We start from the raw sequence: 17,497 nt of genomic DNA on the forward strand, positions 1-17,497 counted from the left end.
TCGCGGGCGCATCCTCCGGAGCCTCTGCCGGCGCCTCCAAGGACTTCTCATGACCTCACGCCCCTTCATCGGCCTGACCCTGGATGCGGAGGAGGCCGGCGGCTGGTCCAACCTGCCCTGGTACGCCATCCGCCAGAACTACCTCGCCGCCGTGGCCGGGGCCGGCGGCCTGCCCGTCGCGCTGCCGCACCTGCCGGCGCTGGCGGAGGACTATCTCGACCGCCTCGACGGGCTCGTGGTCACGGGCGGCGCCTTCGACGTGGACCCGGCGCTCTATGGCGCCACGGAGCGGCACGGGACGGTGACGCTGAAGGAGACGCGGACGGCCTTCGAGCTGGCGGTGCTGCGCGGCGCGCTGGCGCGGGACATCCCGGTGCTGGGCATCTGCGGCGGCGAGCAGCTTCTCGCCGTGGCGCTGGGCGGCACGCTGATCCAGCACATCCCGGATGCCGTCCCCGATGCGCTGCCGCACGAGCAGCCGAACCCCCGCGACGAGCCGGGGCACGAGGTCGCGGTGGTGCCGGGATCGCTGCTGGCGCGGGTGACCGGCGGTGCCGCGAGGCTGGCGGTGAACAGCTCGCACCATCAGGCGGTGGACTTCGCCGGGCCGGGCGTGGTGGTGAGCGGGACGGCGCCGGACGGCGTGGTGGAGGCCATCGAGCACCCCGGCTACCGCTTCTGCCTGGGCGTGCAGTGGCACCCGGAATACGCGGTGGACCCGCGCGACCCCGACATCTTCCGCGCCTTCGTGGCGGCCTGCCGCGAGGCGGCCCGCCAGCGCGCCGGGCTTCGCCCGGCGGAGCGGGTGACGGCATGACGGGGGCGGGGGACGGCCGGCCCGGCGGCGGGACGCCGGAGGACGACCGGCCCGGAGCCGACGGGGAGGATGGCGGCGAGCGCGGCGAGCGCATCGCGCGCTTCCTGGCCCGCGCCGGGATCGCCAGCCGCCGCGCCGCGGAGACGCTGATCGCGGAAGGGCGGGTGAAGCTCGGCGGGCGCGTGGTGGAAACGCCGGCCACCTTCGTCTCGCCCGGCGATGCGGTGTCGGTGGACGGGCGGGCGGTCGCGGCGCCGGAGCACACGCGGCTGTTCCGCCACCACAAGCCCGATGGGCTGGTGACGACGCACAAGGACCCGCAGGGGCGGCCCACGGTCTTCGAGAAGCTGCCGGCGGGCCTGCCGCGCCTGATCTCGGTCGGGCGGCTGGACCTGAACAGCGAGGGGCTGCTGCTGCTGACCAATGACGGCGCCCTGGCCCGGAAGCTGGAGCTGCCCTCCAACGGCTGGATCCGCCGCTACCGCGCCCGGGTGCATGGCTGGGTGGACGAGGCGGCGCTGGCCTGGCTGGCCAAGGGCATCACGGTGGAGGGGGTGAAGTACGGGCCGATCCAGGCGGGGCTCGATTCGCGCCAGGGGACGAATGCCTGGCTCACGGTCTCGCTGCAGGAGGGCAAGAACCGCGAGGTGCGCCGCGTGCTGGCGCATCTGGGCCTGCAGGTGACGCGGCTGATCCGCACCGCCTATGGCCCCTTCCAGCTCGGCAGCCTGCCACGCGGCGCGGTCGAGGAGGTCAACGCCAAGACCATGCGCGACCAGCTCGGCCTCGACGTCGCGCCCCGCATCCCGCGTGGCCGCGAGCTGGCGGCGCAGGCCGCCGACGCCGCCCCCGAGGCCGAGAAGCGCCGCCGCCCGCCCCGTGCCCGCCGCGCCGGCGACCCCTACCTCAATCCCTGGGGCACCGGCCGCCGCCGCGGCGAATCCTGATGGGAGCCGCTTTCCGGTTCGAGCCTGGGAACCGGGAGGCGCTGCCTCCCGGACCCTCCGCTCAGGGGGATAGTATCCCCCCGAGACCCCGCCATGGGCGCTCCGCGAGGAAGGGGGTATGGCCGGCCGGTCGCCACCTGGTGAGGCGGCGGAACAATCCCCCTCCTCGCGGAGCGCGCACAGGGTTCCCAGGGACCAACGTCCCTGGGCGGGTGGGGTCCGGGGAGGGTGGAGCCCTTCCCGGGGCGCCCGGCCCGAACGGAAAGCGCCACCCATGAGGATCGTGGCCGGGCGGTGGCGCGGGCGGCGGCTGGAGGCACCGGCGGGGGCGGGGACGCGGCCGACGGCGGACCGGGTGCGGCAGGCGCTGTTCGACATGCTGTGGCATGCGCCCTGGGGCGGGCGGGAAAGGGTGGAGGGGGCGCTTGTGCTCGACGCCTTCGCCGGGACCGGGGCGCTGGGGCTGGAGGCGCTGTCGCGCGGCGCGTCGCGGGCCTGCTTCATCGAGCGCGACCGCGCGGCGCTGGCGGTGCTGCGGGCGAATCTGGCCGCCTGCCGGGTGGGGGAGACGGAGGGGCGTGTCATCGCCGGCGATGCCACGCGTCCTCCCCGGGCCGAATCCGCCTGCGGGCTGATCTTTCTCGATCCGCCCTATGGCGCCGGGCTGCCCGGGATGGTGCTGCCGGCGCTGCGTGGCGCGGGCTGGGTGGCGCCGGGGGCGCTGTGCTACCTGGAAACCGGCCGGGCGGAGGACATGCCGGACCTGCCGGGCTGGGAGCCGCTGGCCGAGCGGGAGCATGGGGCCGCCCGGGTCCTGGTGCTGCGCGACACGGGGGCCTGACCGCGGCGCAGCCTGAACGGGGCCGCCCGAACAGGGGTTCCAGGCGGGAGAATGCCCGGACCGGGAAATGCTCGGACTCGGGGATGCCACGCCGGAGGGCAGGCTGGAACGGGATCGTGAACCGGCCGGGACGGTGTGGCGGAAGGGTGCCGCCCGGGCTTCTCCTGTCTGTCGGCGGACCGCGTGAACGATTTGTCAGGGCCGGCCCATGCCCGGGTCAGGCGGGCCGGTGCAATGCTGCACTGCGCGGTCGGGCTCCGGTCCGGCTGCCGCGGAAATCGGCGGCGGTCTATTCCCGGCAGATCGTCGTTCGACCGGTCGCCCCGTGAGGGGAGGCCATTTCGAGCCGGCTGGACTTCGGTCCAGCCGGCTCTTTTTCCGTCCGGGCTCCGGTTTCTGGCTTCGCCTGGGCGCTTTGGGGTGGTCCCGCCGGCGCGCAGTGGATTCGGCGTGGCCGGGTGCCTTCACGCCCCGCGCCGGCCGCGCGAGGATAGGGCCAATAGCCCTGGGCACCGGACCAGGGCCGCACGAGTCCCGCACAGAGGCCGCCCCACGGGCACCGTCCAGGAGATTTCCGCGCATGAGCATTCCGTCCAAGCCCGTCCTGCTGACGGGCGCGTCCGGCAACCTGGGGCGCATGCTGGCGCGGGAACTGGGGGCCAAGGGCTGGACCCTGCGGCTGACCGACCTGACGCCCTTCCCCGACCCGCTGCCGGAGAAGGCGAGTTTCACCCGCATGGACCTGGCCGACGGCGTCGCGCTGCTGAAGCTGGCGGAGGGCTGCGGCGCCATCCTGCATTTCGGCGGCGCCAGCACCGACCTGCCCTTCGAGACGGTGATCGGGCCGAACCTGCGCGGCGTCTATCACGTCTATGAGGCGGCGCGGCGCGAGAAGGCGCGGGTGGTCTTCGCCTCCTCCAACCACTCCATCGGCTTCCACGAGCGGCCGGCGGAGGGCGAGGCGAAGCTGGACGCGGACTGCGCCTTCCGGCCCGACAGCTTCTACGGGCTGAGCAAGTGCTACGGCGAGCTGATGGGGCGGCTGTACTGGGACAAGCACGGCGTGGAGAACGTCAATGTCCGCATCGGCTCCTCCTTCGACGAGCCGGTGGATGCGCGCATGCTCTCCACCTGGCTGAGCTATGGCGACCTCGCGCGGATGATGGAGCGCGCCGTGCTGGCCGAGCGCACGGGGCATTGCGTGATCTGGGGCGCCTCCGACAACCCGGCGAGCTTCTGGGGCGAGGATCACCGCGACCGCATCGGCTGGAAGCCCGAGGACAGCGCCGAGCCCTTCCGCGACCGGGTGGGCGGCAAGAAGGCCGATCCGGTCTCCGAACGCTACCAGGGCGGCGGCTATACCACCGCGGGCTACAGCCGCGAGGCGCCGAGCCCGCGCGACCCCTTCGCCCTCGGCTGAGCCGCGCCCCCGTGATCCGTCTCGAAGCGGGCGGCTGGCAGGCGGCGCTGCTGCCGGAGCAGGGGGCCTGCTTCGCCAGCCTGCGCTGCGATGGCCGCGACGTGCTGGCGCCGGTGCCCGTCGGCGCCGCGGCGGTGGGCAGCCAGGCCGGCGCCTTCCTGATGCTGCCCTGGTGCAACCGCCTGGGCGACGGGCTGCTGCGCTGGAACGGCGGCGAACATCACTTCCCGGTCAACGACCTGCGCGGGCACAACGCCATCCACGGGCTGGGGCGGGACCGGCCCTGGGCACTGTTGCGGCGTGATGCCGCCAGCCTGCGACTGGAACAGCGGATGGAGGAGGCTGACCAGCCCTACCGCTACCATGCGGTGCTGGATGTCGCGCTGACGGAGGCCGGGCTGCGGCTGTGGCTCGCCATCACCAACACCTCCGGGGCGGTGATGCCCTTCGGCACGGGCTGGCATCCCTGGTTCGCGCGGCGCCCGGGAACGCGGGTGGCGTTCCGGGCGCGGCATCTGGTCCGCACCGATGCGCGGGGCCTGCCTGTGGCCACGGAGGAAACGGCGGGCATCTCGGGCGGCGAGGAGAGCTGGCTGGGGCAGGACCGGCACTATGCCGGCTGGGACGGGGCGCTGGAATTCGATCTCGGCGAAACGCGGCTGCGGCTGGCGGGCGAGGGGCGCTGGGCGGGCAACCTGCAGCTCTATGCCCCCAGCGCGCCGCAGGTCCTGTGCCTGGAGCCGGTGAGCCATGCCACCGACCTGCCCAACCGCGCCTTCCTCATCCCCTATGGCGACATGGACTGGCTGCCGCCCGGGAGCACGATGGAAGGGGGCGTTGCCCTGACCCTGCGCTGAGGCGGCGGTCTTTGCCGGGGAAGGAAGGGGAGGCATGGTGCCGCCCGGCCCCCGGCAACCGGGATTCCCTCCCCGGCGTTCCGGCAGAATCCGGGGGCAGGAGAAGGGGAAGCCCATGAGCGATCACGCGAGCGATCACGCGCAGGATGCCGACGACATCCGCCGCGAGTTCGGCGATCTGGTGAACATGACCGCCGAGGAGATGCGCCGCTGGCTCGACACGCCGGAAAGCTGGGAAGTCGGCTGGCATGACGAGGGCGAGGCGGAATCCGTCGGCCATCATTCGGGCCGGTGGATCCTGGAGATGCTGGAACGCGGCGGCGGGGCCGCGCCGGACGAGGACGAACTGGCGCAGATGCGGCGGGTCGTCGGCTATGTCCGACGGCATCTCGCCCAGGGGCCGGCGGAGGATATCGAGCACAGCCGCTGGCGCTTCAGCCTGATGAACTGGGGGCATGACCCGGTGAAGACGGGACGGGGTTCCGGCGAGCCGGGCGTGGCGCCGTCGGAGGCGGAACCGGAGGCCGCTTCCCCGGAGGAGGATTCTCCGGAAGCGGTTCCGGAAAGCGCCGCGGAAGCGCGGGACGAGGGCGGCGAGGCGGAGCGGCTGGGGAAGCCCAGGCCCCGCAGGCGCGCCGCCCGCAAGCCGGCGCCGGAACCCGCCCCGGAGGATGGATCGGAAGACGATCCGGCCGCCCCGCGGCCGGAAGCCCCCGCCGCACGGCGCACCGCCACCCGGAAGGCGCCTGCCCGCACGGCCGCGCCGCGAAGCGCCGCCAGCCGTGCCAAGGCCACGGCAAAGGCCCCGGAAGACGGCACGGCCCGTGCCGGGACCCGGAAATCCGCGAAACCCGCCACGGGAACAGGGACGGCACGGAAGGCTTCCGCCAGCAAGGCCGCCGCGACGCGGAAGACGGTTGCCACCGGGACGGGCCGCACCCGTGCGGGCACCGCGGCGAAACCCGCCTCCGGCCGTGGGGCCAGCAAGGCACCGGCCCGGGCCAGCGCCGCGAAGACGGGTAGCCGGGGGGCCGGGGCCGCCAGGCCGGCGGCGAAACGGGCGGCGGGCAGCGGAAGCACCGGCGCCACGCGGCGCCCGGCCGGCGCGGCGGCGAAGGAGAGCCGGACCACGGCGGCGCGGAAGCCCGCGGCCGCCAGCCGCGCGGCGAGCGGCACGAGGAAGGCCGTGACTGCGAAGGCCGGAGGCCGCGGGGTGGGTACGACGGCCAGGGGAGCGGCGGCGAAGACGGCCGCGAAGTCCGGTTCGGCCCGGTCCGGAGCCGTGACATCCGGTGCGCGGAAGCCTGCGGGGAAGGCGGCGGCTGCGAAGCCGACGCCGAAGGCCGCGGCCCGGAAGACTGCGGCCACGAAGCCCGCTGCCGCGAAGGCGGCACCGAAGGCGGCAACCCGGAAGACCGCAGCTTCGAGGAGCACGGCCGCGAAGGCGACCTCGCGCAAGACGACAGCCTCGAAGACCGCGGCCTCGAAGACCGCGGCCACGAAGACGAGGACCCCGAAGACGGGGAGCCCGAAAGCCGGGACGGGTGCCGGCAGGACCGGTACTGCCAGGGCCGCCGGCACCGGTGCGACGCGTGCCGGGGGGCGGGGCGCTATCTCCGGTGCCGCGCCGCGCCGCGCCACCGGCAGCCGGGGCGGCGGCACGGCGGGCCGGAAGCGCTGACAGCAAAACGCCGCCGGGGAGGTGCCGGCGGCGTGCAGGGCTTGGGGGAGGCGGGCTGCGTGCCGGCCTTCCCCCCGGTCGAGCCCGGCAGACGGGGCCGGGCGCGGGGCGCTCAGCTTTCCTCGTCGCTCTCGCTCTCGACGCCGATCTCCTCGCCGAGATCCTCGTCCGCGTCCTCCAGGTCCTCGGCATCTTCCAGCCCGGCGTCGGTGTCGGCGTCCTCGAGCTCCGTGTCGTCCGTCTCGGCCTCCGTTCCCGGCGTCACCGCGCGCTTACGCAGCTTGTCCTCGACAGGGGCGGCCGGGCGGCGCAGGCGCGGCTGTTCGGCCGGCTGCTCGGTGCCGCATTTCGGGCAGACGGCGGGCGTGCGGGTGAGGTCGTAGAACTTCGTGCCGCAGGCCACGCAAACGCGTTTGGTGCCCAGTTCGGGTTTGACCATGGATGGAGTCGTCCTGGCTTTGACCGACGTCCGCTCAGGCCCCGCGCTTGCCGCGGAGCCTTGGGGGCCGGGCTTCAATGAGGGCGCGCGATTGCCACGCACCCCCTCGCGTGTCAAACGCGCAATCCATGCGGGACACCTGCCAGATGTTCGGGCCGCTGCGCGCGGCCGCCCCGGGCCGGGGCCTCGCGGGCGAGATCCGCGTGCCCGGCGACGGCGCGATTGGCCTCCGCGCGCTGATGCTGGCGGCCCTGGCCGTGGGCGAGACCCGCATCGAGGGCCTGCCGGAACGGGACGACACCCGCCACATCGCCGCCGCCCTGCGCGCCCTGGGGGCGAGGGTGGAACAGGCCGGTCCCGGCGCCTGGCACGTCGCGGGGCGCGGGGTGGGCGGGCTGGCGGAGCCCGCCGAGGTGCTGGAGATGGGCGGTTCCGGCAGTGCCGCCGCGCTGTTCTGCGGGATGCTCGCGGGACATCCGGTCTTCGCGGTGCTGGCCGGCGATGCCGCGCTGCGCCGCCGCCCGATGGGACGGGTGACCGGGCCGCTCGCGGCCTGCGGGGCGCGCTTCACCGGGCGCGGGGGGGAGTTCCTGCCGCTGGCGGTGGAGGGCGCGCGCCTGGCCCTGCCGGCGGAGCACCGGCTGCCCGTGGCCTCCGCCACGGTGAAATCCGCGCTGCTGCTGGCCGGGCTCTGCGCCCGGGGCGTGACGCGGGTGGAGGAGCCCGGGCCCAGCCCTGACCATACGGAGAACCTGCTGCGCCATTTCGGCGCCCGGCTGCGTATCACGCCGGAGGGCGCCGGCTGGGATGGCGCGCGCGTGACCGAGCTGGACGGGCAGCCGGAACTGGTGGCCGCGCCGGTTTCCGTGCCGGGCGACCTGTCGCTGGCCGGTTTTCCGCTGGTGGCGGCGCTGCTGGTGCCGGGGTCGCGGCTGACGGTGCGCGGCGTCGGACTCAACCTCCTGCGCAACGGCCTGCTCGCCACGCTGCGCGAGATGGGGGGCGAACTCGCCGTGACCGGTGAGCGCATCGAGGCGGGCGAGGCGGTGGGCGACGTCACCGCCACGCATTCCGCCCTGCGTGGCGTGGATGTCCCGGCCGGGCGGCTGCGCGGCACGAAGGGTGCCCTGCCGTTGCTGGCCGTCGCGGCGGCCTTCGCCACAGGCACCAGCCGCATCCGGGGGGTGGGGGCGGAAAGCGGCGGCCTCGCGGCCGTGATGGCCCTGCTGGCGGCCAACGGGGTGGCGGCGGAGGCCGAGGAGGGCGACCTGACCATCCGCCGCGACGGTGCCCCCGTGCCCGGCGGCGGCAGCATGGCCGCCGGAGCGGATTCCTGTTCGGTCATGAGCGCGCTGGTGCTGGGGCTGGCGGCGGAAAAGCCGGTGACGGTGGAGGATGGCGCCTGTGCCGGGGTGGTTTTCCCGGATTTCGCCGGGCTGATGGACCGTGTGGCGGGCGGGGGCGCGATCACATCCGCTTGACGCGGCGGTGTATGATGCGGCGCACGCATCCTGTAAGTTGCCGCAACCAGAACGGGAGCAGATCCGGATGACCGCCACCGAGACCCTCACCGCCGGAACCAGGGCGATCATCGCCGTGGACGGTCCGGCCGCCGCCGGCAAGGGCACGCTGGCCCGCCGCCTCGCCGCGGCGCTGGACCTGCCCTATCTGGACACCGGGCTGCTCTATCGCGCCACGGCGCGCCGCGTGATCGACGGGGGCGGTGATCCGGGGGATGCGGTGGCCGCCGAGGCCGCGGCGCGGGCGCTGGAGCCGGGCGATCTCGGCCGCGCCGGCCTGCGCGCCCCGGACACCGATACCGGTGCCAGCAAGGTCGCGGCCATTCCCGGCGTGCGGGCCGCGCTGCTCGACTTCCAGCGCCAGTTCGGCCGCGCCAATGGCGCCGTGCTGGACGGGCGTGACATCGGCACCGTGGTCTTTCCCGATGCGCCGGTGAAGCTCTTCGTCACCGCCAGTCCCGAGGCACGCGCCGAGCGCCGCTGGAAGGAGCGCCAGGCGCGGGGCGAGGACGTCTCGCTGGAGGCGGTGACTGCCGAGATGGCCGCCCGCGACGCCCGCGACGCCTCCCGCGACACGGCCCCCATGAAGCCGGCCGGGGACGCGATCCTGCTCGACACCACGGCGCTCGATGCCGAGGCCGCCTATGCCGAGGCCCTCCGCCTCGTCCGCCAGCGCCTCGGCCTTGCCTCCTGAGAGGGTGCGTCTGGAGGGTCTGGCCTGTGAACCGGGAGGCTCTGCCTCCCGGACCCTCCGCTCAGGGGGATCGTATCCCCCCGAGACCCCGCCATGGGCGCTCCGCGAGGTGGGGGAACAGGACGCCGGTCGCGATGGGCGCGACGGCGGTCGCAGCCCCCTCCTCGCGGAGCGCTCATAGGGTCCCCAGGGACTGACGTCCCTGGGCGGGGTGTCCAGAGGGGCAGGGCCCCTCTGGCCCCGGCCGGATCATCCAGCGCGATCCCTCAGCGGGTGTAGCCGTGGGAGGCGTCGGCGGCGGGGGTGGTGCCGCCGAGTTCGGCCAGGAAGGTGTCGTGGGTCATGGGGCGGGAGAACATGGGGTAGTTCTTTTCCACCGCGAGGCGCTGTTCCTCCTCGCTGACCGTGGCGGTGCAGTCGGTGAGGGTGACGACCTCGAAGCCCTTCTCATAGCCGCTGCGCATGGTGGATTCGACGCAGCAGTTGGTCAGGAAGCCGCCCAGCGCCATGGTTTCCACGCCGCGATGGCGCAGGATGAAGTCCAGGTTGGTGCTGGCGAAGGCGTCGAGGCCGCGCTTGCCCTCCAGCACGATGTCGGTGGGCTCGGGCGTGAGCTCCTCGGTGATCTCCGCGCCCCACGTGCCCTTGCGGAAGGCCTGGCTGTCCACCACGCCCTTGAGGATGCCGTAGGGCTTCGGGTTCAGCTCCGGATAGCCCTCGGCGAAGGAGATCGGGGACCAGACGATCAGGGCGCCCATCTCCCGTGCGCGGCGCACCGTCTCGACCGTGTGGCCGAGCATGCCGGTGCTCTGCATCACCGGCTTGACCGCTTCGTGGAGGGCGCCGCCCTCGGTGGTGAAGTCGTTCTGGTACTCGATGAGGACGAGGGCGGTCCTGGCGGGCGTCATGCGCTTGCTCCTGCTCTGGGCTCTTGGTCCGGGCTGCCGGTCCGGCCTCCCGCGGGCCGTTAAGGCATCGGGCGGGAGGTGGAGGATGCGACGGAAAGACGCACAGGGACATGGTGCGGCGCCAGCCCGGCCGAAGGGGGCGGAAGGGCCGGAGGGGCGGCTTTCACCGGCTGTTCATGCCGGCCAGCATGCTTCCGGCGGGAAGCGGGTTGCACCGGGACCGGGGTGCGGCGGCGAGTCACGCTTTCCCTTGACCGGATCGTTGCGCGGGGCGTAAAAGCCCGATCGTCGCGAGGGAAAGGTTTTCCCCCGCGTGCCTGTGCTGCGGTTTCCGGAACCGGAACGGTTCTCCACCGGAAAGGTTCGCCGGAGCCCACCACGGGCCACATCCCCCCACCGGCCCGGCCAAGCCGGGCAAGACGTGCCGGTCCCGGCTGCTCGCTGAAGCGGAGCCGGAGGTCGGGGCGCAGGCCCAGCGGCTCCCTTCCCCCCGAAGGCGCCGCCGTTTCAGGAACAGACAACTACATGGCATCTGCCACCACCCTCGACCGCGCCGCGGCTTCCGAGGATTTTGCTGCCCTCCTCGACGAGACCCTTGGCGCTGACACCGGCTTCGCCGGCTCCGTCGTCACCGGCCGCGTCATCCGCGTGGACGACGACGTCGCCGTCGTCGACGTCGGTCTCAAGAGCGAGGGCCGCGTCCCGCTGCGCGAGTTCGCCCCCCAGGGCCAGAAGGCCGAGGTCAAGCCGGGCGACACGGTCGAGCTCTTCGTCGAGCGTTACGAGGACAAGGACGGCTCCATCGTCCTGTCCCGCGAGAAGGCGCGCCGCGAGGAAGCCTGGACCAACCTGGAGAAGCAGTTCCAGGCCGGCAACCGCGTGAACGGCACGATCTTCGGCCGCGTCAAGGGCGGCTTCACCGTCGATCTCGGCGGCGCCGTGGCCTTCCTGCCGGGCTCGCAGGTCGATATCCGCCCGGTGCGCGATGTCGGGCCGCTGATGGGCTCCCCGCAGCCCTTCCAGATCCTGAAGATGGACCGCGCCCGCGGCAACATCGTCGTGAGCCGCCGCGCGGTTCTCGAGGAGACGCGTGCCGAGCAGCGCAGCGAGCTGATCCAGGGCCTGAAGGAAGGCATGGTGCTCGACGGCGTGGTGAAGAACATCACCGACTACGGCGCCTTCGTGGACCTGGGCGGCGTGGACGGGCTGCTGCACGTCACCGACATCGCCTGGCGCCGCATCAACCACCCCTCCGAGGCCCTGACCATCGGCCAGCAGGTCAAGGTGCAGGTCATCCGCTTCAACCCCGAGACGCAGCGCATCTCGCTCGGCATGAAGCAGCTGATGGCCGATCCGTGGGAGGGTGTGGCCGTCAAGTACCCGGTGAACGGCAAGTTCTCCGGCCGCGTGACGAACATCACCGACTACGGCGCCTTCGTGGAGCTGGAGCCGGGCGTCGAAGGCCTGGTCCATGTCTCCGAGATGAGCTGGACCAAGAAGAACGTCCATCCGGGCAAGATCGTCGCCACCTCCCAGGAGGTCGAGGTGATGATCCTGGACGTGGACGAGCCGAAGCGCCGCATCTCGCTGGGCCTGAAGCAGGCGCAGGGCAACCCCTGGGACCAGTTCCTGGAGCAGCACCCGCCGGGCTCGACCGTCGAGGGCGAGATCCGCAACATCACCGAGTTCGGCCTCTTCATCGGCCTGGGCCCGGACCTGGACGGCATGGTCCACATGTCCGACCTGTCCTGGGAGCTGACCGGCGAACAGGCCATGGCCAACTACCACAAGGGCGACACCGTCCAGGCCAAGGTGCTGGACGTGGATATCGAGAAGGAGCGCATCTCCCTCGGCATCAAGCAGCTCCAGTCCGACCCGGCCGCCGAGGTGCTGGATCGCGTCCGCAAGGGTGACGTCGTCACCGGCGTGGTGACGAAGATCGAGGCCAACGGCATCGAGGTGAAGGTCGAGGACATCCTCACCGGCTTCATCCGCCGCGCCGAGCTGGCCCGCGACCGCAACGACCAGCGCCCCGAGAAGTTCGCGGTGGGCGAGAAGGTCGATGCCAAGGTGGTCATGGTGGACCGGGCGGCCCGCCGCCTGAGCCTGACCATCAAGGGCAAGGAGGTCGAGGAGGAGCGCGAGGCGGTGCGCGAGTACGGCACCTCCGACAGCGGCGCCTCGCTGGGCGATATCCTGGGTGCCGCGATCCGTCGCCGCAACCAGATGACCGAGGACTGAGCCTCCGCCCCACGGCGAAGGTTACGGGAACGCCCCGGGGAGAGATCCCCGGGGCGTTTCGCGTTCCAGGTGGAATGGGGGTTTGGGGGGGGCGGGGCGGAGCCCTGTCCCCAAAGGGCGGTGCGTCAGCTTCGCCGCAGGGCGCTGCCGTAGAACACCAGGATGCTGCGGTTGAGCAGCAGGATCTGCGGGCGCGACAGGGGCAGTGGACCGCAGCGCGGGTCGAAGAGGGCGCGGCGCAGGTCCTCGTAGAGGGGACGGAGTTCCTGGCGCATGGGCGGGCGGCGGTAGGCGGGGCGGACGGCCAGCACGCGGCCCGCGGCGTCCACCTGGACCTCGAACTCCAGCACGGCGTCCGGCGGCACGGGCACGTCGCCGCGGCAGGGGGCGATGTGGTGGATCAGCGTGTCGATAAGCTGCGCGGAGGGGTCGCGCGGGACATCCTGGGCCCGGGCGGCGGGCGGGAGGAAGGGGAGCAGCGCCAGCAGGGCGAGGGCGTGGCGGCGCACGGCCGGGGCTATTCCGAGCTCCAGCCTGCCTTGCGCTCGTAGTGCTTGAAGTATTTTTCCGTCACCTGGTCGGTCTTCACCACGACGCAGACATCGGTGGTGTTGAACTGGTGGTCCACCACGGCCCCGTCGCCGACGAAGCCGCCGAGGCGCAGATAGCCCTTCACCAGCGGCGGCAGGTCCGCCAGCGCATTGCGGCCGACCTGCGACGGGTCGAGCCGGACCATGCTCTCGTAGCGGGCCGGCAAGGCGCGTGGCCGCAGGTGAGGCGGCGCCATGTGGTTGAGGGCGAGATAGGTCAGCGGCTCCGCCAGCACGTCCAGGTCCGTGCCGGGCAGGGAGGCGCAGCCGAACATCACCTCGACGCGATGCTTGTGCACATAGGCGGCGATGCCGCGCCAGAGGAGTTGCAGGCTGCCGCGCGTGCGGTGGTTCTCCCCGACGCAGGAACGGCCCAGTTCGAGGATCTGCCCCGGCAGGCCCAGCAGCGGGCGCAGGTCGTATTCGTCGGCGGAGTAGAAGCGGCCGATCAGCGCCGCGGCCTCGCGCCGGATGAGGCGATAGGTGCCGACCACCGATTCCGGGCCTTCGCCCAGGCTGTGGTCCACCACCAGCAGGTGGTCCGCCACCGCGTCATAGGCATCGACATCGCGGCCGGGGCGCATCTCCGGCGTGGGGCGGGCGCCCATCTCCTCGTAGAAGACCTTCCAGCGCAGGGCCTGGGCGGCCTCGATCTCCCAGTCCCGCACCGCGATCCGCACGCCGAGCTCGCCGGCGCGCAGCTCCCCGAAGCCGGCATCGGTCATGGGAGGGGGGGCATGGAAATTGTCACGGATCACCCCCCGGACCACGCTCATCCTTCGCCGTCCGTATCCCGCTGCCGCGCCAGGGCCTCGCCCTTGGGCTTGCGGCCAAAGAGCTCCAGCCGCTGGCCGATCAGGGAGAAGCCGAGCCGCGCGGCGATCTCCTGCACCAGGCGCTCGTGGGCGGCATCCTCAAACTCGATCACCTTGCCCGAGTCGACGTCGATCAGGTGATAGTGGTGACCGTGATCCGTCGGCTCGTAGCGGGCGCGGCCGCCGCCGAAGTCATGGCGCTCCAGGATGCCCTTTTCCTCCAGCAGCCGGACGGTGCGGTAGACGGTGGCGATGGAGACCTTGGAATCGATGGCGAGTGCCCGGCGGTACACTTCCTCGACATCCGGGTGGTCCTGGGCCTCGCTCAGCACGCGCGCGATCAGCCGGCGCTGGCCGGTCATCTTGAGACCACGCTCGACGCAGAGGCGCTCGATGCGGGATGGGTCTGGGCGTGCTGCGTCCATGCGTCCGTTCTAGTCTTGTCCCCGGCGGAGCGGGAAGTGCCGGCTGGGCGGCACATTACCCATCCCTGGCCCTCCACGGCAAACATGACGGGTCCACGACACCGTCATGTTCCCGCGCCTCAGCCGCCCGCGCGGCGGCTCCGGCCCCGCGGGCGCGTTCCCAGGCCGATGCTCTTGGCCAGGGAGGAGCGGTGCTGGGCGTAGTTCGCGGCGACCATCGGATAATCCGGCGGCAGGCCCCAGCGCTCGCGGTACTGCTCGGGCGTCAGGTTGTAGTGCGTCATCAGATGCCGCTTGAGCATCTTGAGCTTCTTGCCGTCCTCGAGACAGACCAGATAGTCGGGCGTAATGCTCTTCTTCACCGGCACGGCAGGTTCCGGGCGGGCCACCGGCGCCGGCTCGGCCGGCTTGCCAAGACCGAGGAGCGCGCGGTGGACTTCCGTGATCAGCCCAGGCAAGTCATTGTGCTGGACACTGTTGTTGGAGACGTGTGCCGCGACGATCTGAGCCGTCAGAGCCAGTACGTCGCCACGTGTCTCTTCCTGGGCCGGCGCATCGGCCATGTTGACTCTCCTTGAGATCATAGTCCCGGAGCACCCGCGCAATATCCTGGAATTTGGCGGGAGCCTGCACGAACCTAAATAGACGCGGATGGGCAGAAAAACAACAGGAGGTTTTATGATCAGTTCAGGTGAAGAAGAGTTGCTCGACTATGATTCGCGCATCGACATCACACGCGACACTTGCCCCATGACCTTCGTCCGGACCCGCCTCGCCCTGGATCGCATGGCGCCGGGACAGGTTCTTCTGGTGGAGATGCGGGGCGCCGAGCCGGTGCGGAACGTGCCCCGCACGGCGGTGGAGCAGGGGCACCAGGTTCTGGCGCAGGACGAGGCCGGGGAGGGGCTGGTGCGGCTGTGGCTCCGACGTGGGGGCGCCTGAGCCGGGGCGGTAGCGGTCCCGGCCGAACCCTGGCGTCCGGCGTCGCGCCACCTGAGGGGGGAAGGCTGCGCCTTTCCCCCGGGGTTGGACACGGGGCGCGCGGTTGAGGCGATCAGGCCGGCATGCGGGCCGTGTGGACGGCATCGGCCAGGGCGCGCACATGCTCCAGCACCTTGCGGACCGTGTCCGGCCCGGCGCGGCCTTCCGAATCGAGCGTGGCGGCCAGGGTGTCGATTAGCGCCGTGCCGACCACCGCCGCATCGGCCACGCGCACGGCGTCGGCGGCCTGTTCCGGCGTGCGGATGCCGAAGCCGATGCCGATCGGCAGCGTCGTCGCGGCGCGGATGCGGCCGACGTTGCGGCGCAGTTCCTCCGTCGCGGCGGAACGCGTGCCGGTGATGCCGGTGATGGAGACGTGGTAGACGAAGCCGTCCGAGCCACTCAGCGCAAAGGGCAGGCGGGCATCGTCCGTGGTGGGGGCGATCAGGCGGATCAGGTCCAGCCCCTGCGCCGTGGCGAAGGGCGCCAGCTCGTCCGCTTCCTCCGGCGGCATGTCCACCACGATCAGCCCGTCCACTCCGGCCGCCGCGGCGTCGGCGCAGAAGCGTTCGGCGCCATAGGCGAGGATCGGGTTCAGGTAGCCCATCAACACCAGGGGGATTTCGGCCTCGGCGGCGCGGAAGCCGCGCACCATCTCCAGCACGCCGGCCAGGGTGGCGCCGGCCTTCAGCGCGCGCAGCCCGGCGCGCTGGATCGAGGGGCCGTCGGCGGCCGGGTCGGTGAAGGGCACGCCGAGCTCGACCAGGTCCGCTCCTGCCGCGGGCAGGCCGGCGAGCAGGGCGCGGGAGGTTTCCAGGTCGGGATCATAGGCCTGGAGGTAGGGTACCAGCGCCCCCTTGCCCTGCGCCTTCAGCGCGGCGAAGCGGGCGGCGATGCGGCCCTTCGGCGCGGCGGTGCCTGCCGTGCTCCCTTGCGTCATGGTCCCGGCCATCAGATCTCGGCCCCCAGGTGGTGCGCCACGGTGAAGATGTCCTTGTCGCCGCGCCCGCTGAGGTTCAGCACGATGGTCTGTTCCCGGCCCATGCTGGGCGCCAGCTTCATGACATGCGCCAGCCCGTGCGCGGATTCGAGGGCGGGGATGATGCCTTCGAGCCGCGAGCAGAGCTGGAAGGCCTCCAGGGCCTCCGCATCGGTGGCGGAGACGTATTGCACGCGCCCGATCTCGTGCAGCCAGGAATGCTCCGGCCCGATGCCGGGATAGTCGAGCCCGGCGGAGATGGAATGCGCCTCGGTGATCTGGCCTTCCGGCGTTTGCAGCAGATAGGTGCGGTTGCCGTGCAGCACGCCGGGCTGGCCGCCGTTGATGGCCGCCGCGTGCTCGCCGCTCTCGATGCCGCGCCCGGCCGCCTCGACGCCGTAGATCTTCACGGATTCATCATCGAGGAAGGGGTGGAACAGCCCCATGGCGGAGGAGCCGCCGCCCACGGCGCAGACCAGTGCGTCCGGCAGGCGGCCTTCCAGCGCCATGTGCTGCTCCCGCACCTCGTCGCCGATCACGCACTGGAAGTCGCGCACCATCTCCGGATAGGGGGCGGGGCCGGCGACCGTGCCGATGCAGTAGTAGGTGTCGTGGACATGCGCGACCCAGTGGCGCAGCGCCTCGTTCATCGCGTCCTTCAGCGTCGCGGCGCCGGAGGTCACGGATTCCACTTCCGCGCCCAGCAGCTTCATGCGGAAGACGTTGGGCTTCTGCCGCTCCACATCCGTGGCGCCCATGAAGACGGTGCAGGGCAGGTCGAACAGGGCGCAGGCCGTGGCGGTGGCCACGCCGTGCTGCCCGGCGCCGGTTTCGGCGATCACGCGGGTCTTGCCCATGCGCTTCGCCAGCAGGATCTGCCCCAGCACGGCGTTGATCTTGTGCGCGCCGGTGTGGTTCAGCTCCTCGCGCTTCAGATAGACCTTGGCGCCGCCCAGGTGCTTCGTCAGCCGCTCCGCGAACCAGAGGGGCGAGGGGCGGCCCACATAGTCCTTCAGCAGGCGGCGCCACTCCGCCTCGAAGGCCGGGTCCTTGCGCGCCGCGTCATAGGCGGCCTGGACCTCCAGGATGTTGGGCATCAGCGTCTCGGCCACGAAACGGCCGCCGAAGCCGCCGAAGCGGCCGCGGCTGTCGGGGCCGGAGCGCAGGCTGTTGGGCAGGGTCTCGTTCATCGGGGGCGTCCTCTGGTCCAGAGGGCAGATAGCGCGCATGGGCGGATTGCGACAGGGCAGGACATGGGAGGCTGATGCGACGGCCGGAATGGTCCTGCCTCCCGCGCACCTCTCCTCCGGATGGCCCTGCGTCGCTCTCCGTGGCTGGCCGC

The 17,497-nt window shown here is 72.3% G+C and carries 18 protein-coding genes; 10 read left to right on the forward strand and 8 right to left on the reverse strand.

Going from position 1 to position 17,497, the window contains the following annotated elements; all coding sequences use genetic code 11:
• Positions 1-49 precede the first annotated feature (49 nt).
• From BT98_RS25525 to BT98_RS27910, 6 genes are all read left to right on the forward strand, one after another.
• Positions 50-817 carry a gamma-glutamyl-gamma-aminobutyrate hydrolase family protein gene (locus BT98_RS25525; protein WP_019461358.1) on the forward strand — a complete coding sequence of 256 codons (768 nt, stop codon included), beginning with the start codon at positions 50-52 and terminating at the stop codon, positions 815-817.
• The gene (locus tag BT98_RS25530; protein WP_019461359.1) at positions 814-1,764 is read left to right on the forward strand and encodes a pseudouridine synthase; all 951 of its coding nucleotides are present in this window, start codon (positions 814-816) and stop codon (positions 1,762-1,764) included. The genes BT98_RS25525 and BT98_RS25530 overlap by 4 nt, the downstream gene beginning before the upstream one ends.
• Before the next feature lie 274 nt (positions 1,765-2,038).
• A complete protein-coding gene (gene rsmD / locus BT98_RS0120785) occupies positions 2,039-2,605 on the forward strand; it encodes a 16S rRNA (guanine(966)-N(2))-methyltransferase RsmD (protein WP_027297496.1) in 567 nt (188 codons plus the stop codon).
• 580 nt (positions 2,606-3,185) lie between these two features.
• The gene (locus BT98_RS0120790) at positions 3,186-4,025 is read left to right on the forward strand and encodes an NAD-dependent epimerase/dehydratase family protein (protein WP_019461361.1); all 840 of its coding nucleotides are present in this window, start codon (positions 3,186-3,188) and stop codon (positions 4,023-4,025) included.
• An 11-nt stretch (positions 4,026-4,036) separates the two neighbouring features.
• Positions 4,037-4,882 (forward strand): aldose epimerase family protein, encoded by an 846-nt coding sequence (locus tag BT98_RS0120795; RefSeq protein ID WP_019461362.1) that lies wholly within the window; start codon positions 4,037-4,039, stop codon positions 4,880-4,882.
• Between the two features lie 115 nt (positions 4,883-4,997).
• Positions 4,998-6,563 (forward strand): DUF3140 domain-containing protein, encoded by a 1,566-nt coding sequence (locus tag BT98_RS27910; RefSeq protein WP_202801202.1) that lies wholly within the window; start codon positions 4,998-5,000, stop codon positions 6,561-6,563.
• 112 nt (positions 6,564-6,675) lie between these two features.
• Here the strand turns inward: BT98_RS27910 and BT98_RS0120805 are convergent, their stop codons facing one another.
• Positions 6,676-7,002, reverse strand: coding sequence for a TIGR02300 family protein (locus BT98_RS0120805; RefSeq protein WP_019461364.1), 327 nt, complete (start codon positions 7,000-7,002; stop codon positions 6,676-6,678).
• Between the two features lie 128 nt (positions 7,003-7,130).
• Here BT98_RS0120805 and BT98_RS0120810 point away from each other — a divergent pair, with 128 nt between their 5' ends.
• Together BT98_RS0120810 and BT98_RS0120815 are read left to right on the forward strand one after the other, a co-directional pair.
• The gene (locus BT98_RS0120810) at positions 7,131-8,483 is read left to right on the forward strand and encodes a 3-phosphoshikimate 1-carboxyvinyltransferase (RefSeq protein ID WP_115359207.1); all 1,353 of its coding nucleotides are present in this window, start codon (positions 7,131-7,133) and stop codon (positions 8,481-8,483) included.
• Positions 8,484-8,550: 67 nt separating this feature from the next.
• Positions 8,551-9,216 (forward strand): (d)CMP kinase, encoded by a 666-nt coding sequence (locus tag BT98_RS0120815; protein ID WP_019461366.1) that lies wholly within the window; start codon positions 8,551-8,553, stop codon positions 9,214-9,216.
• Between the two features lie 266 nt (positions 9,217-9,482).
• Here the strand turns inward: BT98_RS0120815 and BT98_RS0120820 are convergent, their stop codons facing one another.
• Positions 9,483-10,124: a cysteine hydrolase gene (locus BT98_RS0120820; RefSeq protein ID WP_019461367.1), complete on the reverse strand. Its 642-nt coding sequence runs from the start codon at positions 10,122-10,124 to the stop codon at positions 9,483-9,485.
• Between the two features lie 525 nt (positions 10,125-10,649).
• Between BT98_RS0120820 and rpsA the strand changes: the two genes are divergently transcribed.
• Positions 10,650-12,365 carry a 30S ribosomal protein S1 gene (gene rpsA, locus BT98_RS0120825; RefSeq protein ID WP_019461368.1) on the forward strand — a complete coding sequence of 572 codons (1,716 nt, stop codon included), beginning with the start codon at positions 10,650-10,652 and terminating at the stop codon, positions 12,363-12,365.
• A gap of 125 nt (positions 12,366-12,490) precedes the next feature.
• Here rpsA and BT98_RS0120830 read toward each other — a convergent pair whose 3' ends face one another.
• The 4 genes from BT98_RS0120830 to BT98_RS0120845 all read right to left on the reverse strand — a co-directional run bounded on the left by BT98_RS0120830 (position 12,491) and on the right by BT98_RS0120845 (position 14,758).
• Entirely contained in the window at positions 12,491-12,874 is a 384-nt protein-coding gene (locus tag BT98_RS0120830; RefSeq protein WP_019461369.1) for a hypothetical protein, read from the reverse strand.
• Positions 12,875-12,882: 8 nt separating this feature from the next.
• Complete coding sequence (locus BT98_RS0120835; RefSeq protein WP_037252000.1) at positions 12,883-13,680, reverse strand: GNAT family N-acetyltransferase; 798 nt, start codon at positions 13,678-13,680, stop codon at positions 12,883-12,885.
• 47 nt (positions 13,681-13,727) lie between these two features.
• The gene (locus tag BT98_RS0120840; protein ID WP_051004856.1) at positions 13,728-14,195 is read right to left on the reverse strand and encodes a Fur family transcriptional regulator; all 468 of its coding nucleotides are present in this window, start codon (positions 14,193-14,195) and stop codon (positions 13,728-13,730) included.
• A gap of 119 nt (positions 14,196-14,314) precedes the next feature.
• A complete protein-coding gene (locus tag BT98_RS0120845; RefSeq protein ID WP_019461372.1) occupies positions 14,315-14,758 on the reverse strand; it encodes a MucR family transcriptional regulator in 444 nt (147 codons plus the stop codon).
• Positions 14,759-14,873: 115 nt separating this feature from the next.
• On the opposite strand from BT98_RS0120845, the gene BT98_RS0120850 reads away from it, so the two are divergent.
• Positions 14,874-15,137 carry a sulfurtransferase TusA family protein gene (locus BT98_RS0120850; protein ID WP_019461373.1) on the forward strand — a complete coding sequence of 88 codons (264 nt, stop codon included), beginning with the start codon at positions 14,874-14,876 and terminating at the stop codon, positions 15,135-15,137.
• A gap of 112 nt (positions 15,138-15,249) precedes the next feature.
• Here the strand turns inward: BT98_RS0120850 and trpA are convergent, their stop codons facing one another.
• Complete coding sequence (trpA, locus tag BT98_RS0120855; RefSeq protein WP_051004858.1) at positions 15,250-16,116, reverse strand: tryptophan synthase subunit alpha; 867 nt, start codon at positions 16,114-16,116, stop codon at positions 15,250-15,252.
• Between the two features lie 11 nt (positions 16,117-16,127).
• Positions 16,128-17,345 carry a tryptophan synthase subunit beta gene (trpB, locus tag BT98_RS0120860; RefSeq protein ID WP_019461375.1) on the reverse strand — a complete coding sequence of 406 codons (1,218 nt, stop codon included), beginning with the start codon at positions 17,343-17,345 and terminating at the stop codon, positions 16,128-16,130.
• Positions 17,346-17,497 lie beyond the last annotated feature (152 nt).

It is taken from the genome of Roseomonas mucosa ATCC BAA-692, from assembly GCF_000622225.1.
Lineage (GTDB): Bacteria > Pseudomonadota > Alphaproteobacteria > Acetobacterales > Acetobacteraceae > Roseomonas > Roseomonas mucosa.